This is a genomic window from Pseudoalteromonas sp. MMG033 (genome assembly GCF_057197785.1).
Map to the genome: position 1 here is coordinate 4,151,830 of NZ_CM170070.1, position 22,843 is coordinate 4,174,672.

At 39.4% G+C, this 22,843-nt stretch carries 25 protein-coding genes; 4 read left to right on the forward strand and 21 right to left on the reverse strand.

Annotated features, from left to right (window positions below):
* Nucleotides 1-27: 27 nt before the first annotated feature.
* The 4 genes from AC2CZC_RS18075 to AC2CZC_RS18090 form a co-directional block, all read right to left on the reverse strand.
* A protein-coding gene (locus AC2CZC_RS18075) for an IS3 family transposase (RefSeq protein WP_484582874.1) occupies nt 28-1,190 on the reverse strand; the annotation gives its coding sequence in 2 pieces (ribosomal slippage) (nt 28-935 and nt 935-1,190; 1,164 coding nt in all).
* A gap of 51 nt (nt 1,191-1,241) precedes the next feature.
* The gene (gene ybiA, locus AC2CZC_RS18080; protein ID WP_484582875.1) at nt 1,242-1,787 is read right to left on the reverse strand and encodes a riboflavin biosynthesis intermediates N-glycosidase; all 546 of its coding nucleotides are present in this window, start codon (nt 1,785-1,787) and stop codon (nt 1,242-1,244) included.
* A 127-nt stretch (nt 1,788-1,914) separates the two neighbouring features.
* Nucleotides 1,915-2,202: a hypothetical protein gene (locus tag AC2CZC_RS18085; RefSeq protein WP_484582876.1), complete on the reverse strand. Its 288-nt coding sequence runs from the start codon at nt 2,200-2,202 to the stop codon at nt 1,915-1,917.
* A gap of 490 nt (nt 2,203-2,692) precedes the next feature.
* Nucleotides 2,693-3,160 carry a hypothetical protein gene (locus AC2CZC_RS18090; RefSeq protein WP_484582877.1) on the reverse strand — a complete coding sequence of 156 codons (468 nt, stop codon included), beginning with the start codon at nt 3,158-3,160 and terminating at the stop codon, nt 2,693-2,695.
* A gap of 442 nt (nt 3,161-3,602) precedes the next feature.
* Here AC2CZC_RS18090 and AC2CZC_RS18095 point away from each other — a divergent pair, with 442 nt between their 5' ends.
* Nucleotides 3,603-3,965, forward strand: coding sequence for a hypothetical protein (locus AC2CZC_RS18095; protein ID WP_484582878.1), 363 nt, complete (start codon nt 3,603-3,605; stop codon nt 3,963-3,965).
* A 180-nt stretch (nt 3,966-4,145) separates the two neighbouring features.
* On the opposite strand, the gene AC2CZC_RS18100 is transcribed toward AC2CZC_RS18095, so the two are convergent.
* The 3 genes from AC2CZC_RS18100 to AC2CZC_RS18110 all read right to left on the reverse strand — a co-directional run bounded on the left by AC2CZC_RS18100 (nt 4,146) and on the right by AC2CZC_RS18110 (nt 6,223).
* Nucleotides 4,146-4,571: an NUDIX hydrolase gene (locus AC2CZC_RS18100; RefSeq protein ID WP_484582879.1), complete on the reverse strand. Its 426-nt coding sequence runs from the start codon at nt 4,569-4,571 to the stop codon at nt 4,146-4,148.
* A gap of 140 nt (nt 4,572-4,711) precedes the next feature.
* Nucleotides 4,712-5,161 (reverse strand): GNAT family N-acetyltransferase, encoded by a 450-nt coding sequence (locus tag AC2CZC_RS18105; protein ID WP_484582880.1) that lies wholly within the window; start codon nt 5,159-5,161, stop codon nt 4,712-4,714.
* A gap of 573 nt (nt 5,162-5,734) precedes the next feature.
* Nucleotides 5,735-6,223, reverse strand: a complete 489-nt coding sequence (locus tag AC2CZC_RS18110; protein ID WP_484582881.1) for a GNAT family N-acetyltransferase — start codon at nt 6,221-6,223, stop codon at nt 5,735-5,737.
* A 335-nt stretch (nt 6,224-6,558) separates the two neighbouring features.
* Here AC2CZC_RS18110 and AC2CZC_RS18115 point away from each other — a divergent pair, with 335 nt between their 5' ends.
* A complete protein-coding gene (locus tag AC2CZC_RS18115; RefSeq protein ID WP_484582882.1) occupies nt 6,559-7,059 on the forward strand; it encodes a DUF1842 domain-containing protein in 501 nt (166 codons plus the stop codon).
* 630 nt (nt 7,060-7,689) lie between these two features.
* Here the strand turns inward: AC2CZC_RS18115 and AC2CZC_RS18120 are convergent.
* From AC2CZC_RS18120 to AC2CZC_RS18135, 4 genes are all read right to left on the reverse strand, one after another.
* Entirely contained in the window at nt 7,690-8,685 is a 996-nt protein-coding gene (locus AC2CZC_RS18120; protein WP_484582883.1) for a transposase, read from the reverse strand.
* Nucleotides 8,686-8,696: 11 nt separating this feature from the next.
* Nucleotides 8,697-8,981: a hypothetical protein gene (locus AC2CZC_RS18125; protein ID WP_484582884.1), complete on the reverse strand. Its 285-nt coding sequence runs from the start codon at nt 8,979-8,981 to the stop codon at nt 8,697-8,699.
* Between the two features lie 304 nt (nt 8,982-9,285).
* The gene (locus tag AC2CZC_RS18130) at nt 9,286-9,729 is read right to left on the reverse strand and encodes a hypothetical protein (RefSeq protein WP_484582885.1); all 444 of its coding nucleotides are present in this window, start codon (nt 9,727-9,729) and stop codon (nt 9,286-9,288) included.
* 1 nt (nt 9,730) lies between these two features.
* Complete coding sequence (locus AC2CZC_RS18135; protein ID WP_484582886.1) at nt 9,731-10,945, reverse strand: RHS repeat-associated core domain-containing protein; 1,215 nt, start codon at nt 10,943-10,945, stop codon at nt 9,731-9,733.
* 69 nt (nt 10,946-11,014) lie between these two features.
* Here AC2CZC_RS18135 and AC2CZC_RS18140 point away from each other — a divergent pair, with 69 nt between their 5' ends.
* Nucleotides 11,015-11,641, forward strand: a complete 627-nt coding sequence (locus tag AC2CZC_RS18140; RefSeq protein ID WP_484582887.1) for a Fic/DOC family protein — start codon at nt 11,015-11,017, stop codon at nt 11,639-11,641.
* Here the strand turns inward: AC2CZC_RS18140 and AC2CZC_RS18145 are convergent.
* The 6 genes from AC2CZC_RS18145 to AC2CZC_RS18170 all read right to left on the reverse strand — a co-directional run bounded on the left by AC2CZC_RS18145 (nt 11,625) and on the right by AC2CZC_RS18170 (nt 16,078).
* Entirely contained in the window at nt 11,625-11,783 is a 159-nt protein-coding gene (locus tag AC2CZC_RS18145; RefSeq protein WP_185843583.1) for a hypothetical protein, read from the reverse strand. The genes AC2CZC_RS18140 and AC2CZC_RS18145 overlap by 17 nt on opposite strands.
* A gap of 67 nt (nt 11,784-11,850) precedes the next feature.
* The gene (locus tag AC2CZC_RS18150) at nt 11,851-12,801 is read right to left on the reverse strand and encodes a tyrosine-type recombinase/integrase (RefSeq protein WP_484582888.1); all 951 of its coding nucleotides are present in this window, start codon (nt 12,799-12,801) and stop codon (nt 11,851-11,853) included.
* Nucleotides 12,794-13,231, reverse strand: a complete 438-nt coding sequence (locus tag AC2CZC_RS18155) for a hypothetical protein (protein WP_484582889.1) — start codon at nt 13,229-13,231, stop codon at nt 12,794-12,796. The genes AC2CZC_RS18150 and AC2CZC_RS18155 overlap by 8 nt, the downstream gene beginning before the upstream one ends.
* 35 nt (nt 13,232-13,266) lie before the next feature.
* Nucleotides 13,267-14,022, reverse strand: coding sequence for an IS21-like element helper ATPase IstB (gene istB, locus AC2CZC_RS18160; RefSeq protein ID WP_484582890.1), 756 nt, complete (start codon nt 14,020-14,022; stop codon nt 13,267-13,269).
* The gene (istA, locus tag AC2CZC_RS18165; RefSeq protein ID WP_484582891.1) at nt 14,015-15,559 is read right to left on the reverse strand and encodes an IS21 family transposase; all 1,545 of its coding nucleotides are present in this window, start codon (nt 15,557-15,559) and stop codon (nt 14,015-14,017) included. The genes istB and istA overlap by 8 nt, the downstream gene beginning before the upstream one ends.
* A gap of 249 nt (nt 15,560-15,808) precedes the next feature.
* Nucleotides 15,809-16,078 (reverse strand): hypothetical protein, encoded by a 270-nt coding sequence (locus tag AC2CZC_RS18170; RefSeq protein WP_484582892.1) that lies wholly within the window; start codon nt 16,076-16,078, stop codon nt 15,809-15,811.
* Between the two features lie 161 nt (nt 16,079-16,239).
* On the opposite strand from AC2CZC_RS18170, the gene AC2CZC_RS18175 reads away from it, so the two are divergent.
* Entirely contained in the window at nt 16,240-17,217 is a 978-nt protein-coding gene (locus AC2CZC_RS18175) for a hypothetical protein (protein ID WP_484582893.1), read from the forward strand.
* A gap of 291 nt (nt 17,218-17,508) precedes the next feature.
* Here AC2CZC_RS18175 and AC2CZC_RS18180 read toward each other — a convergent pair whose 3' ends face one another.
* The 4 genes from AC2CZC_RS18180 to AC2CZC_RS18195 all read right to left on the reverse strand — a co-directional run bounded on the left by AC2CZC_RS18180 (nt 17,509) and on the right by AC2CZC_RS18195 (nt 22,718).
* The gene (locus AC2CZC_RS18180; RefSeq protein ID WP_484582894.1) at nt 17,509-18,213 is read right to left on the reverse strand and encodes an SMI1/KNR4 family protein; all 705 of its coding nucleotides are present in this window, start codon (nt 18,211-18,213) and stop codon (nt 17,509-17,511) included.
* 109 nt (nt 18,214-18,322) lie between these two features.
* Nucleotides 18,323-18,790, reverse strand: a complete 468-nt coding sequence (locus AC2CZC_RS18185) for a hypothetical protein (RefSeq protein ID WP_484582895.1) — start codon at nt 18,788-18,790, stop codon at nt 18,323-18,325.
* Nucleotides 18,791-18,869: 79 nt separating this feature from the next.
* Nucleotides 18,870-21,536 (reverse strand): TrlF family AAA-like ATPase, encoded by a 2,667-nt coding sequence (locus AC2CZC_RS18190; RefSeq protein WP_484582896.1) that lies wholly within the window; start codon nt 21,534-21,536, stop codon nt 18,870-18,872.
* Between the two features lie 417 nt (nt 21,537-21,953).
* Nucleotides 21,954-22,718 carry a hypothetical protein gene (locus AC2CZC_RS18195; protein WP_484582897.1) on the reverse strand — a complete coding sequence of 255 codons (765 nt, stop codon included), beginning with the start codon at nt 22,716-22,718 and terminating at the stop codon, nt 21,954-21,956.
* Nucleotides 22,719-22,843: the final 125 nt, after the last annotated feature.

Below are 22,843 nucleotides of genomic sequence, written 5' to 3' on the forward strand. Positions count from 1 at the left end.
GCTTAATAATTGCTCTCTATGTTGTGGTCAACTAATTCCGGACAATGATTTAAGTTGTTCTTCCATTACAGCTGGTGCTGTCATATCGTTGTGACTGTGCGGTCTTTTCCAGTTGTAGTAACTCATCAAATAAAAGCTTATATCTTGTTCTGCTTCTTTAATTGATTTATAGCCCGTGCTCGGAATCCACTCTGTTTTCAGACTTCTAAATAAACGTTCCATTGGAGAATTATCCCAACAGTTACCTCTGCGACTCATACTTTGTGTTATTTGATAGCGCCATAACCTCTGCCTATATTTGATTGAGCTATACTGACAGCCTTGGTCCGAGTGAAACATGAGCCCTCTAGGTCGGCCTCTTTGTTCATAGGCCCTATCTAACGCTTTGACAGCCAACGCTGCATCTGGTTTATCTGACATTGCCCAGCTAACCACTCTTCTGGCATATAAATCAATCACTACAGCTAAATATGCCCACTTCTGACCTGTCCAAATATAAGTAATATCTCCGCACCATGCTTGATTTGGTTTGTGAGCACCGAACTCACGATTTAGTCGGTTGGGTATGTCTGGACGCTCATTCACTGCTCTTTTATATGCGTGAGGCCCTGGCTGTTTCGATACAAGTTGCATATCACGCATGCTCCGCCTGATTTTGAAAAGGCCAACATCAATATCATACTCGGCCAGCATTGCCGAGAGTGTTCGGCTTCCTGCGGAGCCACGGCTTAATTTAAAGCACTCTTGGAGCTTAGCTCGAAGGAACACCTCGTTAGTATCAATGACATTAAGACGGCGCTTGTAGTCATAGAAACTTGAACGAGCGACATCAAAGACATTACAGACCAACTCAACCGAATCTTGCTCACTTAACTGGTCTATTAGAGAATACTGTTTGTTTCTTCTGACATTAAGAGAGCTGTAGCCTTTTTTAGTATCGATTTCTCTCGTTCTAAGCGATTGATACGGGCTTCAAGTTCTTGGATCTTCTGTTGTTCGGGCGTCAAAGCTTTCGACTTCGGTGTTTCACCGTTCCTTTCAACCTCAAGTTGCTGAACCCACCGTCTTAGAGTCGTTTCACCCACATCCAAGGAGCGACATGCATCTGGAAATGAGTAACCTTTATCTAAAACTAAGCAAGCTGCTTCAAGTTTAAACTCTTTACTAAATGTTCGACGTTTTCTGGCCATTTGACACCTCTAGTTAAGTGGTAATCATACCACCTAAAGTTGTGTCCGGGTTTATTGAACCACAACACTAACTTCCATAAGCGCGAACCCTAAAAGATTGAGACCTTTCCATGTATTGGGGTTTTCTGATGCTGAATTATCTTGAGCCAAGCCAATCCCCCATATTTTATCTACAGGGCTTGCTTCGACGATCACTCGTTCTCCAGTATTTAGCAAAAACGCCTTTAGCGTTGGATTTTGAGAAAACTTTGCTAAATTAGCATTTACCACAATTTCGAATCGTTTCTCATCCCATATTTCTTGCTTAAACCCTAGCACCTCGCGGCCAACAGCTTTCGCTTCTCTCGGTTCACGAGCACAGAGCACTCTCTCACATGCTTTGTCATCACCAAACAGCTTAGCCTTGTGATACATCATATAGTGCTCAGCAGTCGTAAATTCCTTACCATCTTCTTCAAATTTTGACTCATACCATTGGCTAAAACAGCTTTTTGTAACTTCATTGCTTTTTTCTTGATGGCCCCAGAAAAAGACGTATTTAACCTCATTTTCGCAATTTACAAAATCGACCAAATCTTCTCTTGTTCTAATATTCAATTTTATTCCAAAACTTAACTTGTTATACAACTTATAATGCTATACGTTATCAGGGCGAACATGCCAAGAAACACTTTAAACCCAAAACTCAGCCCATAGTAAAAATACAACGCTTTACGGCTTAATTTTAAAATTTGTCTACGACTTTTCTGCGTTTTATTTCTTTCTGATACAAAGACTCGTTGTATTGCCAGTAACCCCAAAATGCGAAAAACATACCTACAGAGTAGATAGAATATTGGATAATATTGTCTGACATAAAAGTCGCTATATTTTCGTGGTCTGAAGATGGGTAAAGAAAAACCACACTAAAAATCATGTAAAAAATGGATGCAGTTCCAGCTGAGCTTAATAGCCAATTTAAACGCCCTTTACCTCGTAATTTTTGCCACTTTTCAAATTCTTTTCCGTTCATTTTATAACTCTTTTTCTAATAGTTGAGGCCAGTTCACCACACATATATTGTTAAGTTCGGCTTTTCTTTGGCGTTAGCTGTGTTAACTACTATATTTTTTCTCAAAACCCTGTTTAACTGACATGTATTATCTAAATTACCTTTGCATTAGTTTTTTTGTTCAATGAATACTGCCGGAAACGCAAAATAATGTATCGAAGATAAAAGCAATCCACATTAACTTTGAATAGATGACATAATTATTTACCGCAAACAAAAGCAATACATCCACAATCAAGATACACGCCAGAATAATTTAACTTTATTCAGTAATTTTAGCAACTTAACAACTACGATTAAAAAAGTCACCGATAACACAGGCGGTCAATGTGGTGCGATAACATATTTAAACTATAACTGAGCGCAATAGATATAGATTTGAATTTTAAACTTATAGTTGAATCATATTAAAACAGGCAAGCTAACATGGATGCATCTGTATATCTGATAATTATGCACTTGCGTAGAAATTCCCTGCTCCACCAAATTGAAAAGCCTCTAATGTATGAATGAGTTCTTTTGAAAATGCTATTTGCGAGGCTGGAGCACCGTTAGCCTTTGCTTCTCTTAATCGCTCTTTTTGCATTGCTATCACGTCTACTTTCTCATTTTCAGCTCGAGATAATGCGCTCAAGGAAACGTTTCCATCCCCCTGATTTAGGCCAGTTGCAGCCGCAGTGTAATGCAGTGAAAGTGAAGCATGTTGCCCTAAGGTAATTACACCTTCGTCATATAGAGCTTTTGATGCTTGAGAAAGCTCTTTCATTGTCATATGAGTAAAATCAAATTTATTATTTTGCGTATCACTCCTTGCCACCTGAGATGGCGGCAATGTTTTTCCTGCTTTTTCGGCATTTGCAAGTTGCTTCGGTTGGACTTTCTGTTGGCTATATACAAATGACTGTTCTTGTACCTTCATTACAAATTCCTTTTATTGATGACTAGACAAACCATGCAAAGTCTACGCCTATGTCACAGGTACCTTAAATCAAGCTTAGATTTAGATTAAACTCCTACTTTATGAACAATAATACAACTTACCATAGTAAGCTTATGTATCATTATCCTGCATTAATTTACTCTCTGGAACAGCACTTTCATTACATATGAGCTATGTGCCTACTCTATTTCTCTTCCAATTTCGAGCCTAACAAAAGGCTTCGTAATTTCTTAGATATTATTAAAAACCTGCCGATAAATCAGGCAAGATTATTGGCAGAAAATCTTTAAAATTCGATATTATTTCAACTCTATATGTACTTTCCAGAGGTGTATTTAATAAAAAAACAACCTGTTGGTACTATACTTGTATATATTTAGTAAGCTTAAAGAAACATATATTGACTTCCAAGGAGGATGTTATGCAAGTATCCCGCAACATCATGGATTTATATTTCGGATATAATGGCAGAGTTGGTGATGTTAGAGGCGCAAAAGAAGGCATCGCTGAATTTGAGCAGCGAGCAAATACGGCCTCTACCCCTGAAGAGCAAGCTCGTTACGCACAAGCTGCGGAAAAACTAAAAACTGAAATACTGCCAAAGATGCAGGAAGAAATGGAACAACTCGGCAAACAGCTAGGCTTAAACTCAAGTGATATAGGCAAAGTCATAGAGACTGACGAAAATGGCATACCTAATTTAGCCATCAAACAGTCAAAAAATGGGGGGCTCTCTTTTATGACTGCTTATGAAACTGGCAGTTTTTACTCAAATAAAACTTAAAGGAATAATTCATACATAAAAAGAGTATATTCATTACATCACTTGCGCTGAGTAATTCAGCGTTAGAGGAAATTTAAGCTCTTAGGTGTGACTTTTTTGTAATATTTCATTGTATTCAGATTTAATTAAACTATTGAGCTACATTGTTGACTTTAATGTACTGCGTCTGTGACGGTATATCTAGCAGCCCGCTTTTAAAAATTCCGGTTCCAATATTATTTCAGACAATTTATTTAATGGGAACCATTTAAATTCAAGCTCGACTTCAGATTCGATACCACGAAAAGCCTCACCCCTTGGAAACTGCTCTGGTTCATCGAGCTTGACAAGAAAATAATTCGAAATCTCATGATACTTTTTTCCTGCATATTCAAAAAAGTTCTCAGCAAACCAAATATGACGCTTTACCACAGAGGTTGCTCCTAACTCTTCTAACAACTCCCGACTAAGAGTGGCATCGGAGTTTTCGAAAAACTCTACTCTCCCGCCCGGTAGCGCCCAAAACGAGTCATGAATATTGCGATGAAGTAACACAGACTCATTATGAATTATTACCGCAACACTTCGGAAGTTAAAACGGGCACTGCCTCTATCAAACTTCAACATACTACCTCCTCTGCGCTTAACGTATTCAGTAAAGACAAGCACAACCGTAAAATAGGTTTTGTCTTGCTACTAGTCATTGGCCACATTTCTGCTACATGTCCCCTCCTCACTAACTAGTAAAGGGAGCCCTATTAAGCGTCTTATGCTTGTTGTGTTAACTCAATAACGGCAAGCATATCTTCACCGTCTTCATCCATTCCTACTTCTACAAATCCAAAACTAGAATAGAACGTCTTTGCAACTGGATTTGCTGGATCATAACAAATCTCGATTTTTCGAAGGTCTGGAGCCTGCTTAATTTCATCTAGAGCAAGGTTCAATGCTTTGCGGCCTATCCCTTTTTGTTGATACTTTTTATCAATCATGAAGCGCCATATCGATATTTTTTCGTGAGATTCTTGCACCCACATGAAAAACCCAACTGTCTCTTCATTTAAATATATCACTCTGGTTTCATACCCTTCGTTGAACATTGATTCAACCAATGAATACATATTGCATGCAACATACTCTTGCTGCTCTTTGGTGACATCAAGCTCGCAAACCTCTTCGTAATTACACTTAGTTACTGAACGGAGTGAAACTTCCACAAATACTCCTTACAACCTAACAAACTATTAGCGATAGCTTTTATGTATCCCAGTTATCCACTACTGAGACACACGCAAAATGAGACTGATTTTATTCATTATTTTTAGTAACTTAACAGCTAAGCTTCATACTTTCAATAGTAAGTCAGCCTACAAAAATCGAGCATTTATTTGCTCAGCTATGTTCTGGTTCGCTGATCACAGCCTGAAAAATACCTGAAAGTTGAAAGGTTATTTTTCTGATTCTCAAAAATGAGATCCGATAACGCATTGCTACTCGTTACTTTTACTTCCTTGGAAACTTCAAATTCCCAACTTAGACCTCTGCACATTTCAGCAGACGATATGGTGATTTCTCGACGCACAATAACCTTATTGAAGCTGATAAACTTCAACGCATGACAAAGCGCTCTACATCATGGATTGCAAAGTCATTCCTGTTTTTAATCTGACAACACATATTTTAACGATAACAAATGTTCAAAGTTTATGAATATTATTGAGGTGAATACTTTATTAATAACCTTGCTCTCTACAAACAAATTAGTAGTATATATTTGGTCAATATTTATTTTACTCGCTAAGAACCTTCTCCATTAAAACGGCCTTATCGCCATAGCTTGCACATGCATTGACCCCTTGGACTTCTTGGAATCCAATCAACGACCAAAAGCGGTCGGAGCCTTGTACCGCTACTAAACTTATTTTACCGATTCCTTGTTTCTGGGCGATTTCTATCAATTTTAAGGCTGCTGCCCTGCCAATTCCTTTTCCTTTTGCTCTGGGTGTTATGGCCATATCGTGAAGGTATAAATACTCACAATGAGCGATATTTGGCAAAGGCTCGAATAATTTTGGTGGCGTAATACCACTCCATGGGTGGGCTAACACATATCCGAGTACTTCTCCCTGGCTAGATAAATACACAAAGCAAGTATCTGGAGATGCCTCATTTTTACTTTTGAGTACCGCTAAGCCTTCTGTGCCAATCTCTTGGTAAGATTTTTCTTGAATGTCTAAAATGCTGTCCCAGTGCATTTCTTCTATTTTACTAAATATCATATAATTCCTTGAATACATCGCGATATTAACTATCTCTAGCAGTTAACTATTTTTGATTGGTATACAAATACCTTAATAATTTGCCACTCAATTATATACAGTTAAGTAATGGACAAAAATATGAGATGTTATGTGTCTACTAAAGCGACACCATAAGCTAGTCGCTATTCAGATCCCGCAGAATAATTTTAATAACTAAGCAGCGATCTGCTAAAAAACCGTCTTTCTTGATGTGTAATGGCCTTGTAATACTTTTCTGGCGAGCGCTGGCTACCCTTTTTTTGATGTTAGAAAAACATCATAACTAGGAAATTATCTCATTAATGGAGAATAGAATGTCAGAGCAAAAAGATCACTTAACAACACAACGAGCGGGTCTGGTTCATCTAGCACTACAATCAGAAACTGGTGAATTATATGCCGGTGCACCTACATTAAACTTACAGCTTACTCTTGATACGATCCATGATTCAGCGACAGGCTATGCAGAAGTCACCAAAGCATTGGCAGATCCAATAGTCAGTGTTTCACATGTAAGTGGTAATCTAATCTATGAAACGGTTATGGGCCCTGGATCAAAAGTAAGAATTGATCTTACCGGCTTCCCTAATATCCATTGGCCACAGCACCCTGGTCAAGGACCTGGACCTCAAATTCCACCAAACTTTAAAGCAACATTAGTGCTAGAGCCAGACTTTAGTGAAGGTGAGGTTATTTATCAATATCTACAATACCCAGATTACCCTCAGCCAAGTTTAGGTGAATGGGTCAAAGTTTATCAACGGATCCATGAAGTTAGAGTTGCCGAACCGTCATTAGTTGATAAAGCATCGTAAAACAATGATTCTGAGCCTCACACCAACGTTGAGGCTCAACATTTAAGATTTGAATGTGACATACATGATTGTGACTGCCCCACAAATTCTAATGTGTATTCATCTTCTCCACAATAGAGTACGTCGTCCATACCGAGCTATTAAATGATAATAAGACGTAGACGACAAATCCATCAGTGCTTTCCTTGCTCTTGTCATTCCCACTCAACTAAATTTTAAACTGGGCGAGATTTAAGCAATAAATTTGTGACTGTCCTATTTTGGTTATGCAACTTCTACCACCTAGATATTCGAACATTGAACAACCGCGTAGACAGTGCCACTGGTCATGCTCGCAGGCACGGGGCCCCCTACATAAACGTCTCCAGTGCTAACTTTAAGCTCGTTTTGAAGAAATTCAAACTCATTAGTGCGCAAGTAGTGGACAGACACATTTTAATATTGCAAAAACTAACAAGTACATTTAAAAAAAGCTGAGCAAATTTCGAGGTGTCATTCCAAAACAGTGGGTTCTTCACTATAGGAATATCGAGAAGCACCTTACATTAGATATTAACTTCAAATAGGAATATTTTTATTTTATTAAACATGAAAAGCTTGATTTCTAAGCAAGGCTTAAGTAACTTTTTACTAACCAACTCCCTTATACCAATTTACATCATTTTTAGCTGCATGCGCTCTTAACACCGTTTTCAAGCCTACAAAGTTACAGTAGTGACTTCCAAAATTTTGTATCCTATCCAGCCATGTCGCTTCTTCAATTTTCAGTGATACTAGAATATCGGGCACACTGTTTGGTATGACCCCTTTCTTTTTCGAATGAACATGACGACCTGTCCAATCAACTAGCTCGAGGTAATCCAGCAAAGAGAAAGGTAATGTGTTTTCATACTCACTTATACCAAATGATTTTAGTGATTTTGGCTGTTTAATTTGATGCGCAGCTTCATTATCTTGATTAGCTTTATGTGCGCTTGCTTTGGCATTTTTAAAGTGCCTTATGCGCTCCTGAATCGAGGTAAAATCACTATTCTCTAGATTATTTGCCATGTTGGCTCGGATTGGGTTTAAATCTACGTAAGCCATACAACTGAGCAGTGCTGTTTCGTCAAGCAAGGCTTGAGACTTGTACCGCCCTTCCCAGTATTTACCCGTACAACCATCTTCTTTATTTGCTTCTTTTGCTATGTATTCATTGAGGTTTTTCATAAACCAACTGATATCGAACAGCCTAGCTCTCCACTTTTCAATCAGTTCAGATACAAGCAATAGATCTGCTTCAGTGAGAATATCGCCGTGAAGGTATCTATCAATGATCGGGCTACCCTTGTATAACCTATACCATCTTGATATCACTTCGTTATCGGACCAATTAAGTGCTTGCTGCATATTCACTTTAACAACCAAATGATAGTGGTTACTCATAATGGCATAAGCCGCTATTTCAATGGCAAATACACTGCTTAGCAGTTTTACTCTCTCGACTAACCATGTTCGTCTATGGTCAAAGTTTTTACCTGTATACTTATCATCTCCGCACAAAAAAGCACGGCGAACACACCGTGCTATCAAGTGGTAATAAGACGTCGACGACAAATCTATCAGTGCTTTCCGTGCTCTTGTCATTCCGATTTAACTCAACCAAAAACTGTATATTTAAACAGTAGCCAAGAAACGTAATTTAAGCAATAAATTTGTGCCTGTCCTATTTTCTTCCTATTTTCTTCGTAAGCCGCTATTTCAATGACAAATACACTGCTTAGCAGTTTTACTCTCTCGACTAACCATGTTCGTCTATGGTCAAAGCTTTTACCTGTATACTTATCATCTCCGCACAAAAAAGCACGGCGTACACACCATGCTATCAAGTGATAATAAGACGTCGACGACAAATCTATCAGTGCTTTCCTTGCTCTTGTCATTCCTATTCAACTCAACCAAAAGCTGTATATTTAAACAGTAGCCAAGAAACGTAATCTAAGCAATAAATTTGTGCCTGTCCTATTTTCTTATTGTGCCTGCTTATTGCAATAAATATGTGCCTGTCATATTTGGTTTTCAAATCTATTTGGTGGGACTGGCCTCAAATGCAATATCTGCTGGTTAGGTGTGCATGCCTGTACTTGTTTCCACTGCACACCGCGCTGGCGTGATTGCACAGAAAAAAGGCGCTCACTGAGCGCCAATTTTGAATGGATGTCACCTCAAATTTTGCCTACGCTGTTGTTATTTAAATAACTCTTTTGGTTCTCCATCCAAATAAACATCTTTCGGAAGCCCTGTAGGTCCGATTGTTATTTTATTCCCTAAACCATCTTGATAGTCGAAATTAATATTTTTTCCAGCAATACTCACTGGTTTGTCATTAACTTCAAACATCCCTATATACTCGCCATTATTGCTGTCTATAATAACCAATCTTTTGGCTAGGCGGCGATTACCAAACTCTCTAGCATAAAAATATATGCAATAATTGAAATCAAGATGTGACATCCCACCTATAAGTTCTATTTTTTCTCGACCATCTAGAACTCCAGAAAACGCCTGTAAACTCAACTTCTTTGATATTGCCTTTACATTTTCGCTGCACTCAGCCCTAGTCTCACCAAAATAAAATAAGCTGCCTACTAAAAAAGATGATAAACAAATTTTAATTATTTTTCCTTTCATTTTACATACCTGTTTGTAAATTTATTACCCTGTCGGCATACCAGTCACGCATTTCTCTACCTTCAGTCTGTCTATAAGCCGTACTATCATTTCCATTGTATCTTCTTAAGGCTTTGGAGTGGCCCCTATAAAAAACTTTTTGCCCCGCAGAATTATGTACAAACCCTTTATACCTTAACCACTCCAATGCGGCGAAAGCGCTTGTTTGTGGGTCCATGTTTTGACCAAGAGTCAACCCAAGTTCAGCTTTCCTTGCAACCCAATCCCCTGGGTTGTTTACCTGTAAAGGATCAGATAAAAATGCTTCTCTATCTCCACCAGACTCAACCATAGCCCACGCTTTAATCATTCTAGGAGTAACATACTCTGCGTCACCAGGAGAATAACCATATTGGTGATTATATGAATCAGCTGCATCAGAAAAAGCTTGGTCATTGCTTGCTCTCCAACTATTACTGCCTGTTTCACTATAACCAGGGACCTCTCCCAACGAGTTATCTTGTTGTGAAGACTGCTGGCTAGTCACCCACTGATTCATCGCAAACTGAAACGCAGCCGTAGTCGCACCATTTGCAAATTTACCGCCTGTAATTTCTGATACTGTACCACCAATTACAGCCGACGCTATACTGCCAGATATTAGCTCATCAGGAACAAACTCTCCGACTTGAGCGCCTTTCGTAACTCCCGCACTGATAAACCCATGGCCGAACTTACCACCTTTTAAGCTCGAAACTACTCCGCCAGCCGTCGCATGCGTAAGTATCTTAATTGCACCATGGGCTTTCATAGTCGCTTGACCAATACCCAAAAAAGCCATGGATGTCGCAGCTCCTGTAAGCCCTCCCTTAAGAGTGCCAGTTGATATAACCCCTGAAGCAAAACCAGATGCAGCTGCGATCCCATATGCTTTTCCAAAACCGACTCCCGTAGCTATGGCTGTTTTTAGTGCCTCTAATGCATAATATCCGCCAACCGCAGCTAATCCTATCGCCGCAATAGTCCGCCAGTTCTTCTTAACAAACTTCTCAAGCTTCTTAAACAAATACCCACTCGGATCCGTATAAGACATCGGATTATTCAGCACATAACTATAGCGGTTATAGTTCTGCAAATTGCTTGGTGCTTGCACAAACGGGTCGGCCTGCATAAATCGGCCTGTGTCTGCATCGTAGATCCGACCATTCATATGAACTAATCGAATTAATATTTTCAATAAAAAAGTGCAACGTACTGAACCTACATAAGTTAAAATAGGCTCAGTGAAATAGAATTGATGAATACAATGTCCAAGTATGACGTAGAATCGGCTGAAGGCAGCTACCAGCCTGGTTCAGATGAGAAAGTTCTCCTCAATAAACTACAAATCATTGATGAAGAAGAAATGGAGTCTCTGGAAACAGAGCTACTTCTTCGACTGTACGAAGTTGTTTTTGAAGATTACTGGCCTTTTGAAGTGCTTATATTTGATGATATTGCCATATGGCATAGAAAATGGCTTGGCAATGTTTATGAATGGGCTGGTAGAAATCGTACCGTCACATTAGGAAAAGAAGGCTTTAGTTTTGCAGCCCCCAATCAAATTTCAACACTCACACAAAAATTTGAAAGCAAATACCTTGTCCAGTTTGCCAACCTGCACGATAAAAGTAGAACTGAACTTGTTTCATATCTTGCGGAAAGCCACGTTGAGTTTATTTTAGCTCACCCATTTAGAGAAGGAAATGGGCGAATATCTAGATTATTGTTGGATGTCATGGCTTTGCAAGCTGGTTATTCACCTTTTGACTACACTCTGTGGGACGAAAACAAAGAATACTACTTTAAATCTATTCAAGCAGGCGTCGCTGGCAACTATAGCTATTTAGAAAGGCTGGTTAATGATACCTTACAAACTAATTTGCAAGGCTGATATGTGCAAAACGCCTATTGCTAGATTTAAGCTTTTTCTCAATCTCTTTTGTAGCGACTCCGGTTTCAATCGCCGTTGAGCTCGCTACTGCTCTATAGATCATCGCTTTACTAACCGTCTTGACGGACTCTTTGGCTGACATAAAATCACCTTTAAAATGTGTACCTTTATAATTTAGCACTTTAAAGAAAAGGCCGCAATGCGGCCAGTTATCTGAGTTTGTGTGTTGCCAGCGGGTGGGCTTGCAAATATATCTTTCGTACATGGCATAAGCTTACATGCACATATACCTGAGTAGTCGAAATATCTGCGTGTCCAAGTATCATCTGTATCGCTCTCAAGTCTGCACCACCTTCATATAAATGCGTGGCTGCGGCATGGCGAAGTTGATTACAAGCTCCCCCTTTGGTGATCCCCGCCTTTTTAATATAACCCGCGATCAGTTCAGAGAGCTGAGTTGGTCTGAATGGTTTACCACGGGTGGCAACAAATACGGTGTTTCCAGAGCAAAGAGTTGTCAGCATAGGTCTGATCTGATTGATATAGACGCGCAACTTTTCACATGTATTCGGAGCAATGGGAACAAGCCGGTCTTTAAACCCTTTACCATGGCACACTTTAAGCTGCTGCTGCGCCAAATCTACATTATCCATTGTCAGCTCAGCGAGTTCTGAACGTCTCAATCCCGTTGCGTAATAAAGTTCCAGTATGGTTGTATCTCTCAAGCCCACTACAGTTTCAGTGTTAGGTTGATGAATTATACGCTTAACCTCATCTACGCTTAGTACAGGCCTTGGTAACACCCTGCCACAGCGTGGTAGCTCCAGCTTCTCAAAATCCGAATCCGTTATCAGCGACCGGTTAAACAATGCCCTTAAAAACAACTTAACAGCAGTTAACCGGTTGCGGATTGTACCTCTACAAAGGCGCTGTCCGCTGCGGGTTCTGTACTGGTTCAGGAAGCACTGATATTGCTCGCAGGTCGCAAGATCGACATCCATCGCAGACAATACCTGATGCTGTTCGCACCAGACGGAAAATAACGATAAGTTGGAGGCTTTTGCCGAAACAGTTTTATCGCTCTGGCCTCTGGCACTGCATAGTTGCAAGTAGAATGGAATACAGTCTGACAGAGCCAGATCTGGTGGAGGATTAAGCATAATAACCTCCCATTTTTGGTAGTAAAAATTCAAATGGCGCATAGTAGATTCCTGCACGATACCAAAACACCATACGTGGTCGTGCTCTGCTAGCCTGCCGCCGAAACCGCACACCACAGGCACTACATACCATTCCATTGAGGTCAAAGCAGGGTTCCACTACACAGCCAGCAAATACTTCATGCCCAGATTTTCTAAGTAACTGCATGGCCTGCAAGCGGCCCCGCACAAATCCGCCCAGTGCTGTTCTCGCACCGGGTAAAGCTTTATTCAATGAGCGATCTGAATAGCCCAAGTATTTATGAAGAATTTGTGCATCATCAATACCCTGACTTCTCAGCAACTCAAGTACTTTGGGCATGTCCAGCAACTTTTCGTGGTAATACTGAAATAACTGATCTGCGATTTGCCCATCGGATGTTATGGACATTGTGAGAGCCTCGTTAAGGGAGTTGGCGGGAGTTATCATGATTTAACCTCCCTGAGCGGAGAATGAAGCTTGCGCATTGATTCGCCATGCAACTGAACTATATGTGCCCGATGTACAATACGGTCCATAATCGCATCAGCAACAGTGGGCTCTCCAATATACTCATGCCATTGCTCAACCGGAAGTTGTGAGGTAATAATAAGCGAGCCTGATTCAACCCTATCCTCGACCAAATCAAGTAAGTCATGCCGATTACCATCGTTCATCGGGCTCAGACCGAAGTCATCTAAAATGATGACCTTATATCTGGAAAGTTTGTTGCGGAACTTTGGCAAAGATCCATCCCTATGTGCAATGGCAATTTCCTCAAATAACAAGCCACTTCGATAGTAATGCACTGAACGCATTTGATTAATTGCTTGATTTGCCAGAGCACAGGCAAGCCAGCTTTTACCAACACCAGTTGGGCCAGTAATAACAAGAAATTGATTTTGTGAAATCCAGTCACAGGTGATTAAGCTTGCCAAATAGCCCTTGTCTATTCCCCGACTGGCCTGATAATCAATACTCTCTACACAGGCATAGCTTTGTTTTAGTTTTGCGTCTCTTTTTAACCGCTCTCGCTTTTTCACATCTCTCGACTGTATTTCAGCGTTCGTCAGGTACGCTAGGGTATCCAGTAAAGGCCATTCACACATTTGCGGTGTCAGCAATACTTTTTGCAATGCTTCGCTGATCCCCTCTAACCGTAGCGCCTTCAGATTGTCATAAACAGTTTGCTCGTTACTCATGGCTATTTCCCCCGCCACTGTAGTAATTCGCCCCACGTACATTATGATGCAGTGGCAGTGATAGTTGAGCTAACTTCTCGTTTGCATCCGTTTTATCAAGGTTACATTGTAGTATAGAACGCACGCTACTCGCGGTCAGTGATTGGATTTCACAGGCGCATTTACATGCACTTTCTAGCCGACTTGGTCCATATTGTCCAAGTAGCTTTTGCAACTGAGCGCAAGCTTTGCACCCCTTCAACGAGTGGCCAGAGTGTTGTGAAAATTGTGCAGTAACAACTGAAACCGTATTAGAGCCAACGCCTTTAGCCCACTTTAAAAAGCTTTCTTTGGATTGCTCTGCATAGGCTCTGTGACTTTTCGGCCTGTGCCGATTGTCTGTTGTTGCACCACCGTGAACGTGGCTGCGGACATGAATGGCAATCTGCTTATGATGGCAGTAGATTTCTACTTTTTTTGGGCAGATTTTGATATCAACATACTGATGCGCAAACTCAAAGGGGACAGAGTAAGCGTGGCCATAAACGTACACATGGTAGTCTTTATCTACTTTTTGATGGTGGATCCAGTTACCAATATCAAATGGCTTGGCAGTTAGAGGCATTAATACTTCAGATTCCTGTGTTTCAAACCGAGAACGCCTGCACCCTTCGTACCGTTTAAAAGGGCGATTGTTTAGTACTTCTAGCAGCTCTCTGATTGCCACGTTCATCTCTTCTAAACTAAAGAATTGTCGTCTCTTCAGAACTACAGTGATCCAGCGTGTGACCAGCAAAACACCAATTTCCGCTAATGATTTATCTTGCGGCCTGCGCACCCGGGCAGGCTCTATCACAAACCCGTAGTGTTCAGACATCTCCTGATAGCTTCGATTTATAACCGGAAACTTACCAGACTTAGTGACGGCGGACTTTAGGTTATCAGGAACTATTAGCTGGGGAACACCTCCAAAATAATTGAGCATCTGCTGGTGCGCATACAACCAACTTTCCATCTTTTGGTTTAACACAGCAACGGCAAATATCAGCTGTGAATGGCCTAAAACGCCCACAAATAGCTCCGCAAACTGTTTGCCAACGTTAGGCTTTGTCCACGATGGGCGCTTTCCTGCAAAATCAACAAAGGCCACTTCTCCAGGGGCATAGTGCTGCCGCATTGTGATATCAATCGATTTTATATAATTACGGTAATAATGCGTGAACTGGGAGTAACAATAAGCATCTTCGGGATCTACTCTGCGATATTCTTCCCATAGCTGTATTAGCGTTTGGTGTCTCTGCTGCATAAGCCCATGAATATAAGGCCAATCTGGCTGGCGACGTTGAAAAGTATTTGCTTTGTGGGTAGTGAACAGGCTATTGAGTTGATTATCGTCAAACTCATCCAATGCTTGTATTGTCAGTGGTTGACTTTGTAACTTCTTTCGATAGCGTTTGGCTGTATTTGGAGCCAGTCCGGTCAAGTTTGCAATGTAACCATTAGAGTAATTTGTATTTAACAATAAACGTAATAAATTACGTAACTTATGTGCGTCCATAATGGGACTCCTTAATTTCTAAAACAACGAAATCAAGGCACATAAACGCCTAGGCCGGATTGTCTTCCAGCTTGACAGCCTGGCGCTGGACAGCTTTAATTAGGGTGTCGATAGGATCAAATTTCGACAACCAAGAAGAAGTCAGCATCGGTCAAATGCTGGCTTTTTCGCTATCTGTACCTTGGAAAAGAGATAATTACTAATAAGTTAATCGAATATTCACCTCCCTAATATCAAGTGCCGTTTGCGCTACGGCTGCTTATGACGCATGGTTGCCAGGTAATCAGCCACATCTTTGACATACGCATAACGACCCCGGCGATTTTCCATCGTGTATAAAGGTACAGGCACTGTTTTGCGGTGCATTGCCTGCCTGAACGCATCAAGGCTCGAGTAACCCAATACCGTCCTCAAATTTTCTCCAGATAAAATTGGAGAGCCATAAAGCTGTAATAGCTGTGTTTCAAACTCTTCAGCCAACATATGCATATCTTTACTCCCATCTGAATCAGCCGTCATACCGCTTGTCATACATTGTTAGAGACTAATACAAAGTGTAGACCCTATGCACACCTGCGAAAACTGTCTTCTGTACTATGCTATATGGAATAAATTTGCTGCAAAAAAATATCAAAATCCCTAATACTCAAAACGTTAAATAATTTTCCTTGGAGTTGTTCATGCGCATGCCTAATTTGGAGCAGAGAATGAGTTTGACTCAATTCAGGGCCCTTAAAAGAGAAATTCAGCTATTGGCAACCCGATACTGGCTTGGGTTAATACTTACTCGACTCAGATTGGACAACTTGAATCAATTAAGCGATCTGATTGAAAAGCGGGAAATGGGAAATTGCTCTGCCAGTTTTTTATATAAAAAATGGAACGAGAGCCCTATTGGTAGTATGACTAAGATTCAATTGCTAGATAATCTAGTTCCGGGAGCATCTGGATGCCTACTCAATCCACTTTGGACCCTGCTTGATAATCCAGCACAATGTATGAAAAATATAGATTCATTTCTGTGTTCTCTGGACTCACGAGTCACTTGCAAAATTTTTGAGCCAAATACTGATTTAGCCTACCCCAACCGCACTCAACACATAAGCGCAAGTCAACTACGGCACATTGCCAATTTCGTGACGCCAGATGCATTTACTTGCTTGCTAGTATTGTCACTCGCGCCAGGTAACAACAAAATGCTTCTGGAGAAGTTTGCATACCAGCACTTTGTGCAACTAACCACATTTACACCATTTAGATTTATTCAGTCACAGTTATATGACTATGTACACGAATTGTTTTTCTCAAAAGCAAAGAGGCATATTAAAGGAGGGCTGCACAGTTTTACCATCAGAAAAGATTTAGATTCATCGGAATATATTCGGATCTTTCACTTTTTCACCTCTGTACCGACAGAATACCTGACAGCACTGAGCGAATATTATTGGGATGTTACACAAGACATGGTATCGCTCGGTTTAATTAATGATGACCCATTTAACAAAATGTTGTTTAGCAATTTATATAGCAACTCTGACCAAGGATGGGTAAAAGCAGGCATTGCCGGGCTAAAACACGGTCACTCAGAAGATCATAGCAATGGATGGTTGCCAAAAATATTACACAGCATCAAGTATCTTCAACGTCTCCAATCATGAGTACAAACAAAAACAGCGTGATAAGCAGACCAAATCAGTAGAACTATGCAATGACTGCCAGCGCGAGTCGTCAATTTCAACGGTACAGTCATCTATTAGTGCTTTCCTTGCTCTTGTCATTCCTATTCAACTCAATCAAAAGCTGGATATTTAAACAGTAGTCAAGAAACGCAATTTAAGCAAAGAATTTGTGTCTGTCCTATTTGGTTTCGAGCCAAGCCAAACTTTTTAAGTCTTGTTGATGTTTTTGTTAGGTATTTTATCCAACATTTTCTGAATTGCATTAGTAATTTATGTCGATGGCGTAGAAGGAGCTTTACCAAAGTCAATATGACGAGAAGATGTAATTTCCATTATTTTTTCAAGCTTATCTATATCATTATTTGATAAAACAATACTTGAAGCAATAGATTCATAGTGCTCAGCTATTTTGAAATTATATCTAATTAGGCTCAATAAAATCTGGATTAAGTAGATAGCAATTAAAACCGAACCTACTTTTGCAACCGATTTTGAAATAGCTTCAATAAAGCTATTTGACTCGATTTCCGCTTTTTCCAATTTTATTTTTTCCAATTCAACTTGGAGCAAAGAATTTGTGCCTGTCCTATTTGGTTTTAGGAATATTCCAGTATTTTCTGTCCAACCACTTTTGCTGCCGATCATTAGGTGTTGACTGTCTACTTTGTACTTTATCCGCCATGACTGATTTGCAGATATCAACGATTGTGGCCGAAGACTTTTTCTGTCTAGCATAACGCTATCATTAACAGGCAGTCCAAACAGAGTTAGCTTCTTTAAAAATAACCCATTTGTTTGTGACAGAAATGTCTTAAATAAATCTGGTATTTGTTGATTCAGTTCTGACTGGACAAAGGCTAAATCTGATTCAGTAAGCGGCGGATAAATTGCTGCAATTCCAGAATCCTTATGCCAATCTTTTGCACCGATATTCGTTTGAATTTTCTTAATTCTAAATAATTCTTGGATGTCCATTTCTTCGTATGCCTAACGCCGCAAATAAACGGCTAAAAATAGTTGGCTAGAATTTGTGAGGTACGAACAAAGCCAACTGTTTTTTGTCCGCATTTTTTAATTTGCCTTGTTATATGCACTTTTCACTAGCTTTAATAAAATCGGTAGCTACCTCTATTTTTTGACCACCTTTTAGCTGAGAAGGTGAATCAGGAGAAAACCAAGGTGACATATTATCCATCCAACAAGATGGAAGCTCAAACTCTACACCTGATAACTGTTCACTTTTAGCATTAATTTTCCAACAATGCCCTGCGGAGCCATAAGATTGATCTACAACGCTAGTGATTTTAATTAGCTCCCCCTTCGTTAGAGTGCGTACAAATTCAAATTTACTTTCAAAACTAGGTAAACGAGATTTGCTTTTCTCTGTAAATGCTTCGTAAGAGTCATTTGGAAACTGTCTAATCACATATATATTTACAGGCTTCTCTATTGAAAAACATTTGTCGGTAAGGTTGGTAGCTATGTATTCATTTGATACGACTGATGAACAACCACTCAATAAAATGATCATAAAACCTAGATATTTACTCATGACTACCTTGTGCATATAACGCCTCACTCACCGGAATTTTGGGAGCGAAGCGAGTAAAATTTCCGAGTGCAGTGACTTGTTAGGCCAATTCTTGAATACCATATTTACGCTCTCTTTTCTCGAAAGCATAACTCCCACCTTCCAAAATATTACAAATCTCTGCTCTTATCCCTTTGTTTTCTTTAACATTACCGTCTTCAACAGAACCTGAAGTATAGCGGATGCTCTCACCTTGGTTATCAGCAATAATGATTTGTTCTGCGTCGGTATTTACCACCAAGTTTGCATTGTGAGTAACTATGATAACTTGTCGATATTTCTTAATTTTCCTAAACAGGGGAACTAGCTGTGACATAATAAATTCATTGTCTAAGTCATCCTCCGGCTGATCAAATACAAATGGACTGCCGAACGGATCTGTTGCTAATTTTAAACAAACGTAGAATGTACCCCGTTGACCAACAGATAATTTATTGACTGTTTTACCTTTGTACTGGAAATCTGCATTTGCATAAAGGTATTTTCTAATATTTGAAGGTGAGTAGAGGTAATTTAACAACTCAAATCGTCCTCCTTTATTAAAGAACTCAGGCTTCCAAAAGAACTCCTCAATACTTGTTGGAACTCCATCACAGTTGATGATTTTTTCACCGGAAAGAAGTTTGAAAAAGTCATCAATTGATCTTACGCAAAATGTTTCTTGCAACCGTTCAAAAGTAGATTTTTCACTTGTGTTTCTGAATTTTCCACGATTTAGGCATTCTTCTATTCCACTGTAGAAATGATTTACATTAAATACGACACGACCATTAATGTGTATGTCTGAAAGAATTTCCTGAACTAATTCATTTTGCTCATCATTCCAGCCTGGCTGTTTTATCTTAAGTTTTTGAAAAGCCTGATCTATATTGTCTTTTTGGCAATCAATGTACTCTTTGTACTTTAATGCAAGTTCACCACGCTCTTTAACAAATGCTTGATAATCCATCGTCTTTTGGTTTATCTCAGCTAATTTTGATGACGCCTGATCAATAGATTTTTGATATTCAGTCACTTTGCTTAATAAGGATGATATATCTTGATTGATACCTTGCTGTCTAAACTGTCTCGCTATTTCCCTATTTGATTCACTTAGTGCTTCTATTTCCTTATTGCATATATCAATATTTTGATTAATGGGAGTTTTAACCAAAGACTCATCAATTAATGGTGCCTGATTGGTTGAGCAAGGATTGGCATTTAAGAGTGTGATTTTCTGATTTATTTCTATTGCGTGCCGATTCAAAAGAGCGAGGGTACTTCTTGCTTCATCAATGAAGTTATTTTTTTCGTTAATACTCTTCGAGTTCTTTTGATATTGTTCAATTAACAGCTTATTTTGTGGGTTGGTAAGTGTCCCAATTAACTGAGTATTATTATCGATAACGCTTTGTTGATATTGTTGCGTATTAATACGCTGATTTTGAGAATCAACATCTTCCCAATATTCAACGAACGTACGATATTTACTCAGGTTATTTGATATTTCAGAACTGGTAACAGAATCAAATTCCACTCCATGAATTCCTAACATTCTTTTAATTTCGCCACTTAGATCATCAGGTTTTTGGCTAAAGTGTTGAACATCTCCTTGAGAAACATGCAAATAGGAGTAGGTATTTGCCGATGAGTCGAACTTTAATACTGTTCCATCACCTTGATCTAGTTCAACGCAAAGACTTTCTCCACTTACTCTTCGTGCATTTGAGTGCTCAGATTGGTGATTGAATCTTGAATGCATCGCATCTAGAAAAAGACTTTTACCTGTCCCTCTCCCGCCCACTATTGTGACTAGGTTTGGATTTAATGGGATAGTTTGACTAAAAAAGTTAATATCCTCTCCAGCAAATACCTTTCCACCTAACTCTACTGATTTAAACCAAGGCTTTATGTATGTGTTTTCGACAAAGTCGTCAGTTTGCTGAACTCTCAGGTCTGGCTCAATAATAGATTGCCTTAAGCCTTCAAAGGTTGGTTTAGCTTTAACCCAAGAGTACATTGTTCCGATATCTTCCAACTTGTGAGCATCTGAAGCATGAAAAACCGGCTTTTGCTTAGCAGATGGATATCTATTCTCTTTAAGGAAAAAGTTCCTATCTTGAGGTCGGCCTAAGATAATTTGGCACCGTTTCTCTATTTCTAGTGCAACAACTAGTGACCTCCCTTCCTTCATATCAGGTCTAAAGCCACCATAACCATTTGGGCAAGCTGCTATTAAAAAATCGACTCCGAACTTTAAGTTATTATTTAGATGAGTTATCAATGAATCAAATTTTACAATCGCTTCAGATGTTTTAGTTTGGGAGTCAGTAAAAGACTGTTGGGAGCAATAGATATGCTTGCCGTCAGAAGTTGTATTGGAGATGGGAAGTGTGGATAAAATGCTGTTTATCTGCTGAGTGGTAATATTTTCCGAAAATATACAATGGACGTTAATCCACTCACCGTCTTTATTTTGTTGATCAATACGAAACTCGAGGTTTCCTAAGACTGTATGTTCAACGCCTTTCTCTTGAAACTTTCCTCTGATTTCATCTAATTCATTATCTTTAAAGAAAAAGTAATTGGTAACCCCGGTTAGGCTAAGTTCTGAAGAGATTATTTTGTCAACAAACTCATCTATAGTAGAAGCCCCATATTCATTAGCTTGATGAGTATATGGAGAGTGAATGTGTAAATCCCATTTACTCCAAATTGATCCGATCATTTAATCTCCTTGAGTTTTAACTGTTGCCAAGTATGCGCATAGGGCCTAAAATTTTTATCTACGACGAATGTCGCATAACAACAGCTTTTCAGATACTTACTTTAATAACCTCAACCATAACAAAAAGTTAACAATATATCACTAAATTGATAATACTTAAAGTACGTCAATTGTCGTATAACAGTGGTATGTGACAAATACCGAATACTGTGCAGATGTACATAAAAACAAGTCAAAGTTAAACTTGCTATGGAGCCGCCCTTTTATTCATGCTCCAAGCGCATATAACAATGCTAAGGAATACCAATAAAACCATAGCCAAAATCAAGCTGGTATTTATTATGTTAAAACAGTGGAAAACTCATTATGTTATGAGCACTTTTGCACTTTTATGTTTGTATTTTTATTCTAGTTATATCATTTGGCAAATTTCGGCTCTGCCCTTGCGCGCAGTTGATCAGTAATGTTCCCAGTCCACTCCCACTTATTTATCAGGTAGCCATAGGACTCTATATGTTCCTCAGAGCTCCAGCTTTGTTCAAACATTTCTTTAAAATCGATAATATCAGCAAAGTTTTCTTCATTAACATCATATTTCCCCCAATACTGACTCGTACCCACGCTTCCTCTTTCTATTTGTAGCCCTTCTAAAAAATGAGATTTAAAATCTTGTGCCGCATTCACCAGTTTCTCATTACTGTTCAACGCCTCTTCTACAGTCTCTTTTTGCGTTTGATTCAGGTGACCTGTTGCAATTAACTTCCCTGATGTATCTATAGAAAAACCCCAACTTAGGTGATCAAGCTGAGGGATCTCCTCGCGTAAAGACGCCAAAATCGACTCATACTGCTCCGCCATTCTATCAGCCGCTGCTGGCGTATCATGCAAATACAGTTTACTTGCCGAGTTTATGACTCTCTCAAGCAGCTCTCGATGCTCCTCATATCTTTTGGGCAGATCTAACCGACCACTTCGCGTGTAGATCAGAGTCACAAGTTTGCCATTGTCTGATTTACCTCGTAGCGCTTCTGCCTCAGAATTAATCGGCGTTGAATTCTTGAGTATAATCTGTTGGTCTTGCTCTGTGATTTTTTCTGGGCTTTGGGAAGTGTTTTGGAGCGTTTTATCGATAGCAGTATTACGTGCGTTTATTAACGCTCCAACACCTGAATTTATTTTCATGTCGTTTTCCTTACAACCATTTCTTTTATTATATCGACTGGATTAAATAAAAGTTAAATGCATTTTAATATCGACATTTATATATCGCTATAATATGTAAAAGTAGCTGTAAATCGACGTGAAAA

Coding starts and splice junctions, on each gene's coding strand:
- AC2CZC_RS18085 (WP_484582876.1), bottom strand. CDS start 2,202: ATGAACGGAAAAGAATTTGAAAAGTGGCAAAAATTACGAGGTAAAGGG.
- AC2CZC_RS18090 (WP_484582877.1), bottom strand. CDS start 3,160: ATGAAGGTACAAGAACAGTCATTTGTATATAGCCAACAGAAAGTCCAA.
- AC2CZC_RS18095 (WP_484582878.1), top strand. CDS start 3,603: ATGCAAGTATCCCGCAACATCATGGATTTATATTTCGGATATAATGGC.
- AC2CZC_RS18100 (WP_484582879.1), bottom strand. CDS start 4,571: ATGTTGAAGTTTGATAGAGGCAGTGCCCGTTTTAACTTCCGAAGTGTT.
- AC2CZC_RS18110 (WP_484582881.1), bottom strand. CDS start 6,223: ATGATATTTAGTAAAATAGAAGAAATGCACTGGGACAGCATTTTAGAC.
- AC2CZC_RS18115 (WP_484582882.1), top strand. CDS start 6,559: ATGTCAGAGCAAAAAGATCACTTAACAACACAACGAGCGGGTCTGGTT.
- AC2CZC_RS18120 (WP_484582883.1), bottom strand. CDS start 8,685: ATGACAAGAGCACGGAAAGCACTGATAGATTTGTCGTCGACGTCTTAT.
- AC2CZC_RS18125 (WP_484582884.1), bottom strand. CDS start 8,981: ATGACAAGAGCAAGGAAAGCACTGATAGATTTGTCGTCGACGTCTTAT.
- AC2CZC_RS18130 (WP_484582885.1), bottom strand. CDS start 9,729: ATGAAAGGAAAAATAATTAAAATTTGTTTATCATCTTTTTTAGTAGGC.
- AC2CZC_RS18140 (WP_484582887.1), top strand. CDS start 11,015: ATGTCCAAGTATGACGTAGAATCGGCTGAAGGCAGCTACCAGCCTGGT.
- AC2CZC_RS18145 (WP_185843583.1), bottom strand. CDS start 11,783: ATGTCAGCCAAAGAGTCCGTCAAGACGGTTAGTAAAGCGATGATCTAT.
- AC2CZC_RS18150 (WP_484582888.1), bottom strand. CDS start 12,801: ATGCTTAATCCTCCACCAGATCTGGCTCTGTCAGACTGTATTCCATTC.
- AC2CZC_RS18155 (WP_484582889.1), bottom strand. CDS start 13,231: ATGTCCATAACATCCGATGGGCAAATCGCAGATCAGTTATTTCAGTAT.
- istB (WP_484582890.1), bottom strand. CDS start 14,022: ATGAGTAACGAGCAAACTGTTTATGACAATCTGAAGGCGCTACGGTTA.
- istA (WP_484582891.1), bottom strand. CDS start 15,559: ATGGACGCACATAAGTTACGTAATTTATTACGTTTATTGTTAAATACA.
- AC2CZC_RS18170 (WP_484582892.1), bottom strand. CDS start 16,078: ATGACGGCTGATTCAGATGGGAGTAAAGATATGCATATGTTGGCTGAA.
- AC2CZC_RS18175 (WP_484582893.1), top strand. CDS start 16,240: ATGCGCATGCCTAATTTGGAGCAGAGAATGAGTTTGACTCAATTCAGG.
- AC2CZC_RS18180 (WP_484582894.1), bottom strand. CDS start 18,213: ATGGACATCCAAGAATTATTTAGAATTAAGAAAATTCAAACGAATATC.
- AC2CZC_RS18185 (WP_484582895.1), bottom strand. CDS start 18,790: ATGAGTAAATATCTAGGTTTTATGATCATTTTATTGAGTGGTTGTTCA.
- AC2CZC_RS18190 (WP_484582896.1), bottom strand. CDS start 21,536: ATGATCGGATCAATTTGGAGTAAATGGGATTTACACATTCACTCTCCA.
- AC2CZC_RS18195 (WP_484582897.1), bottom strand. CDS start 22,718: ATGAAAATAAATTCAGGTGTTGGAGCGTTAATAAACGCACGTAATACT.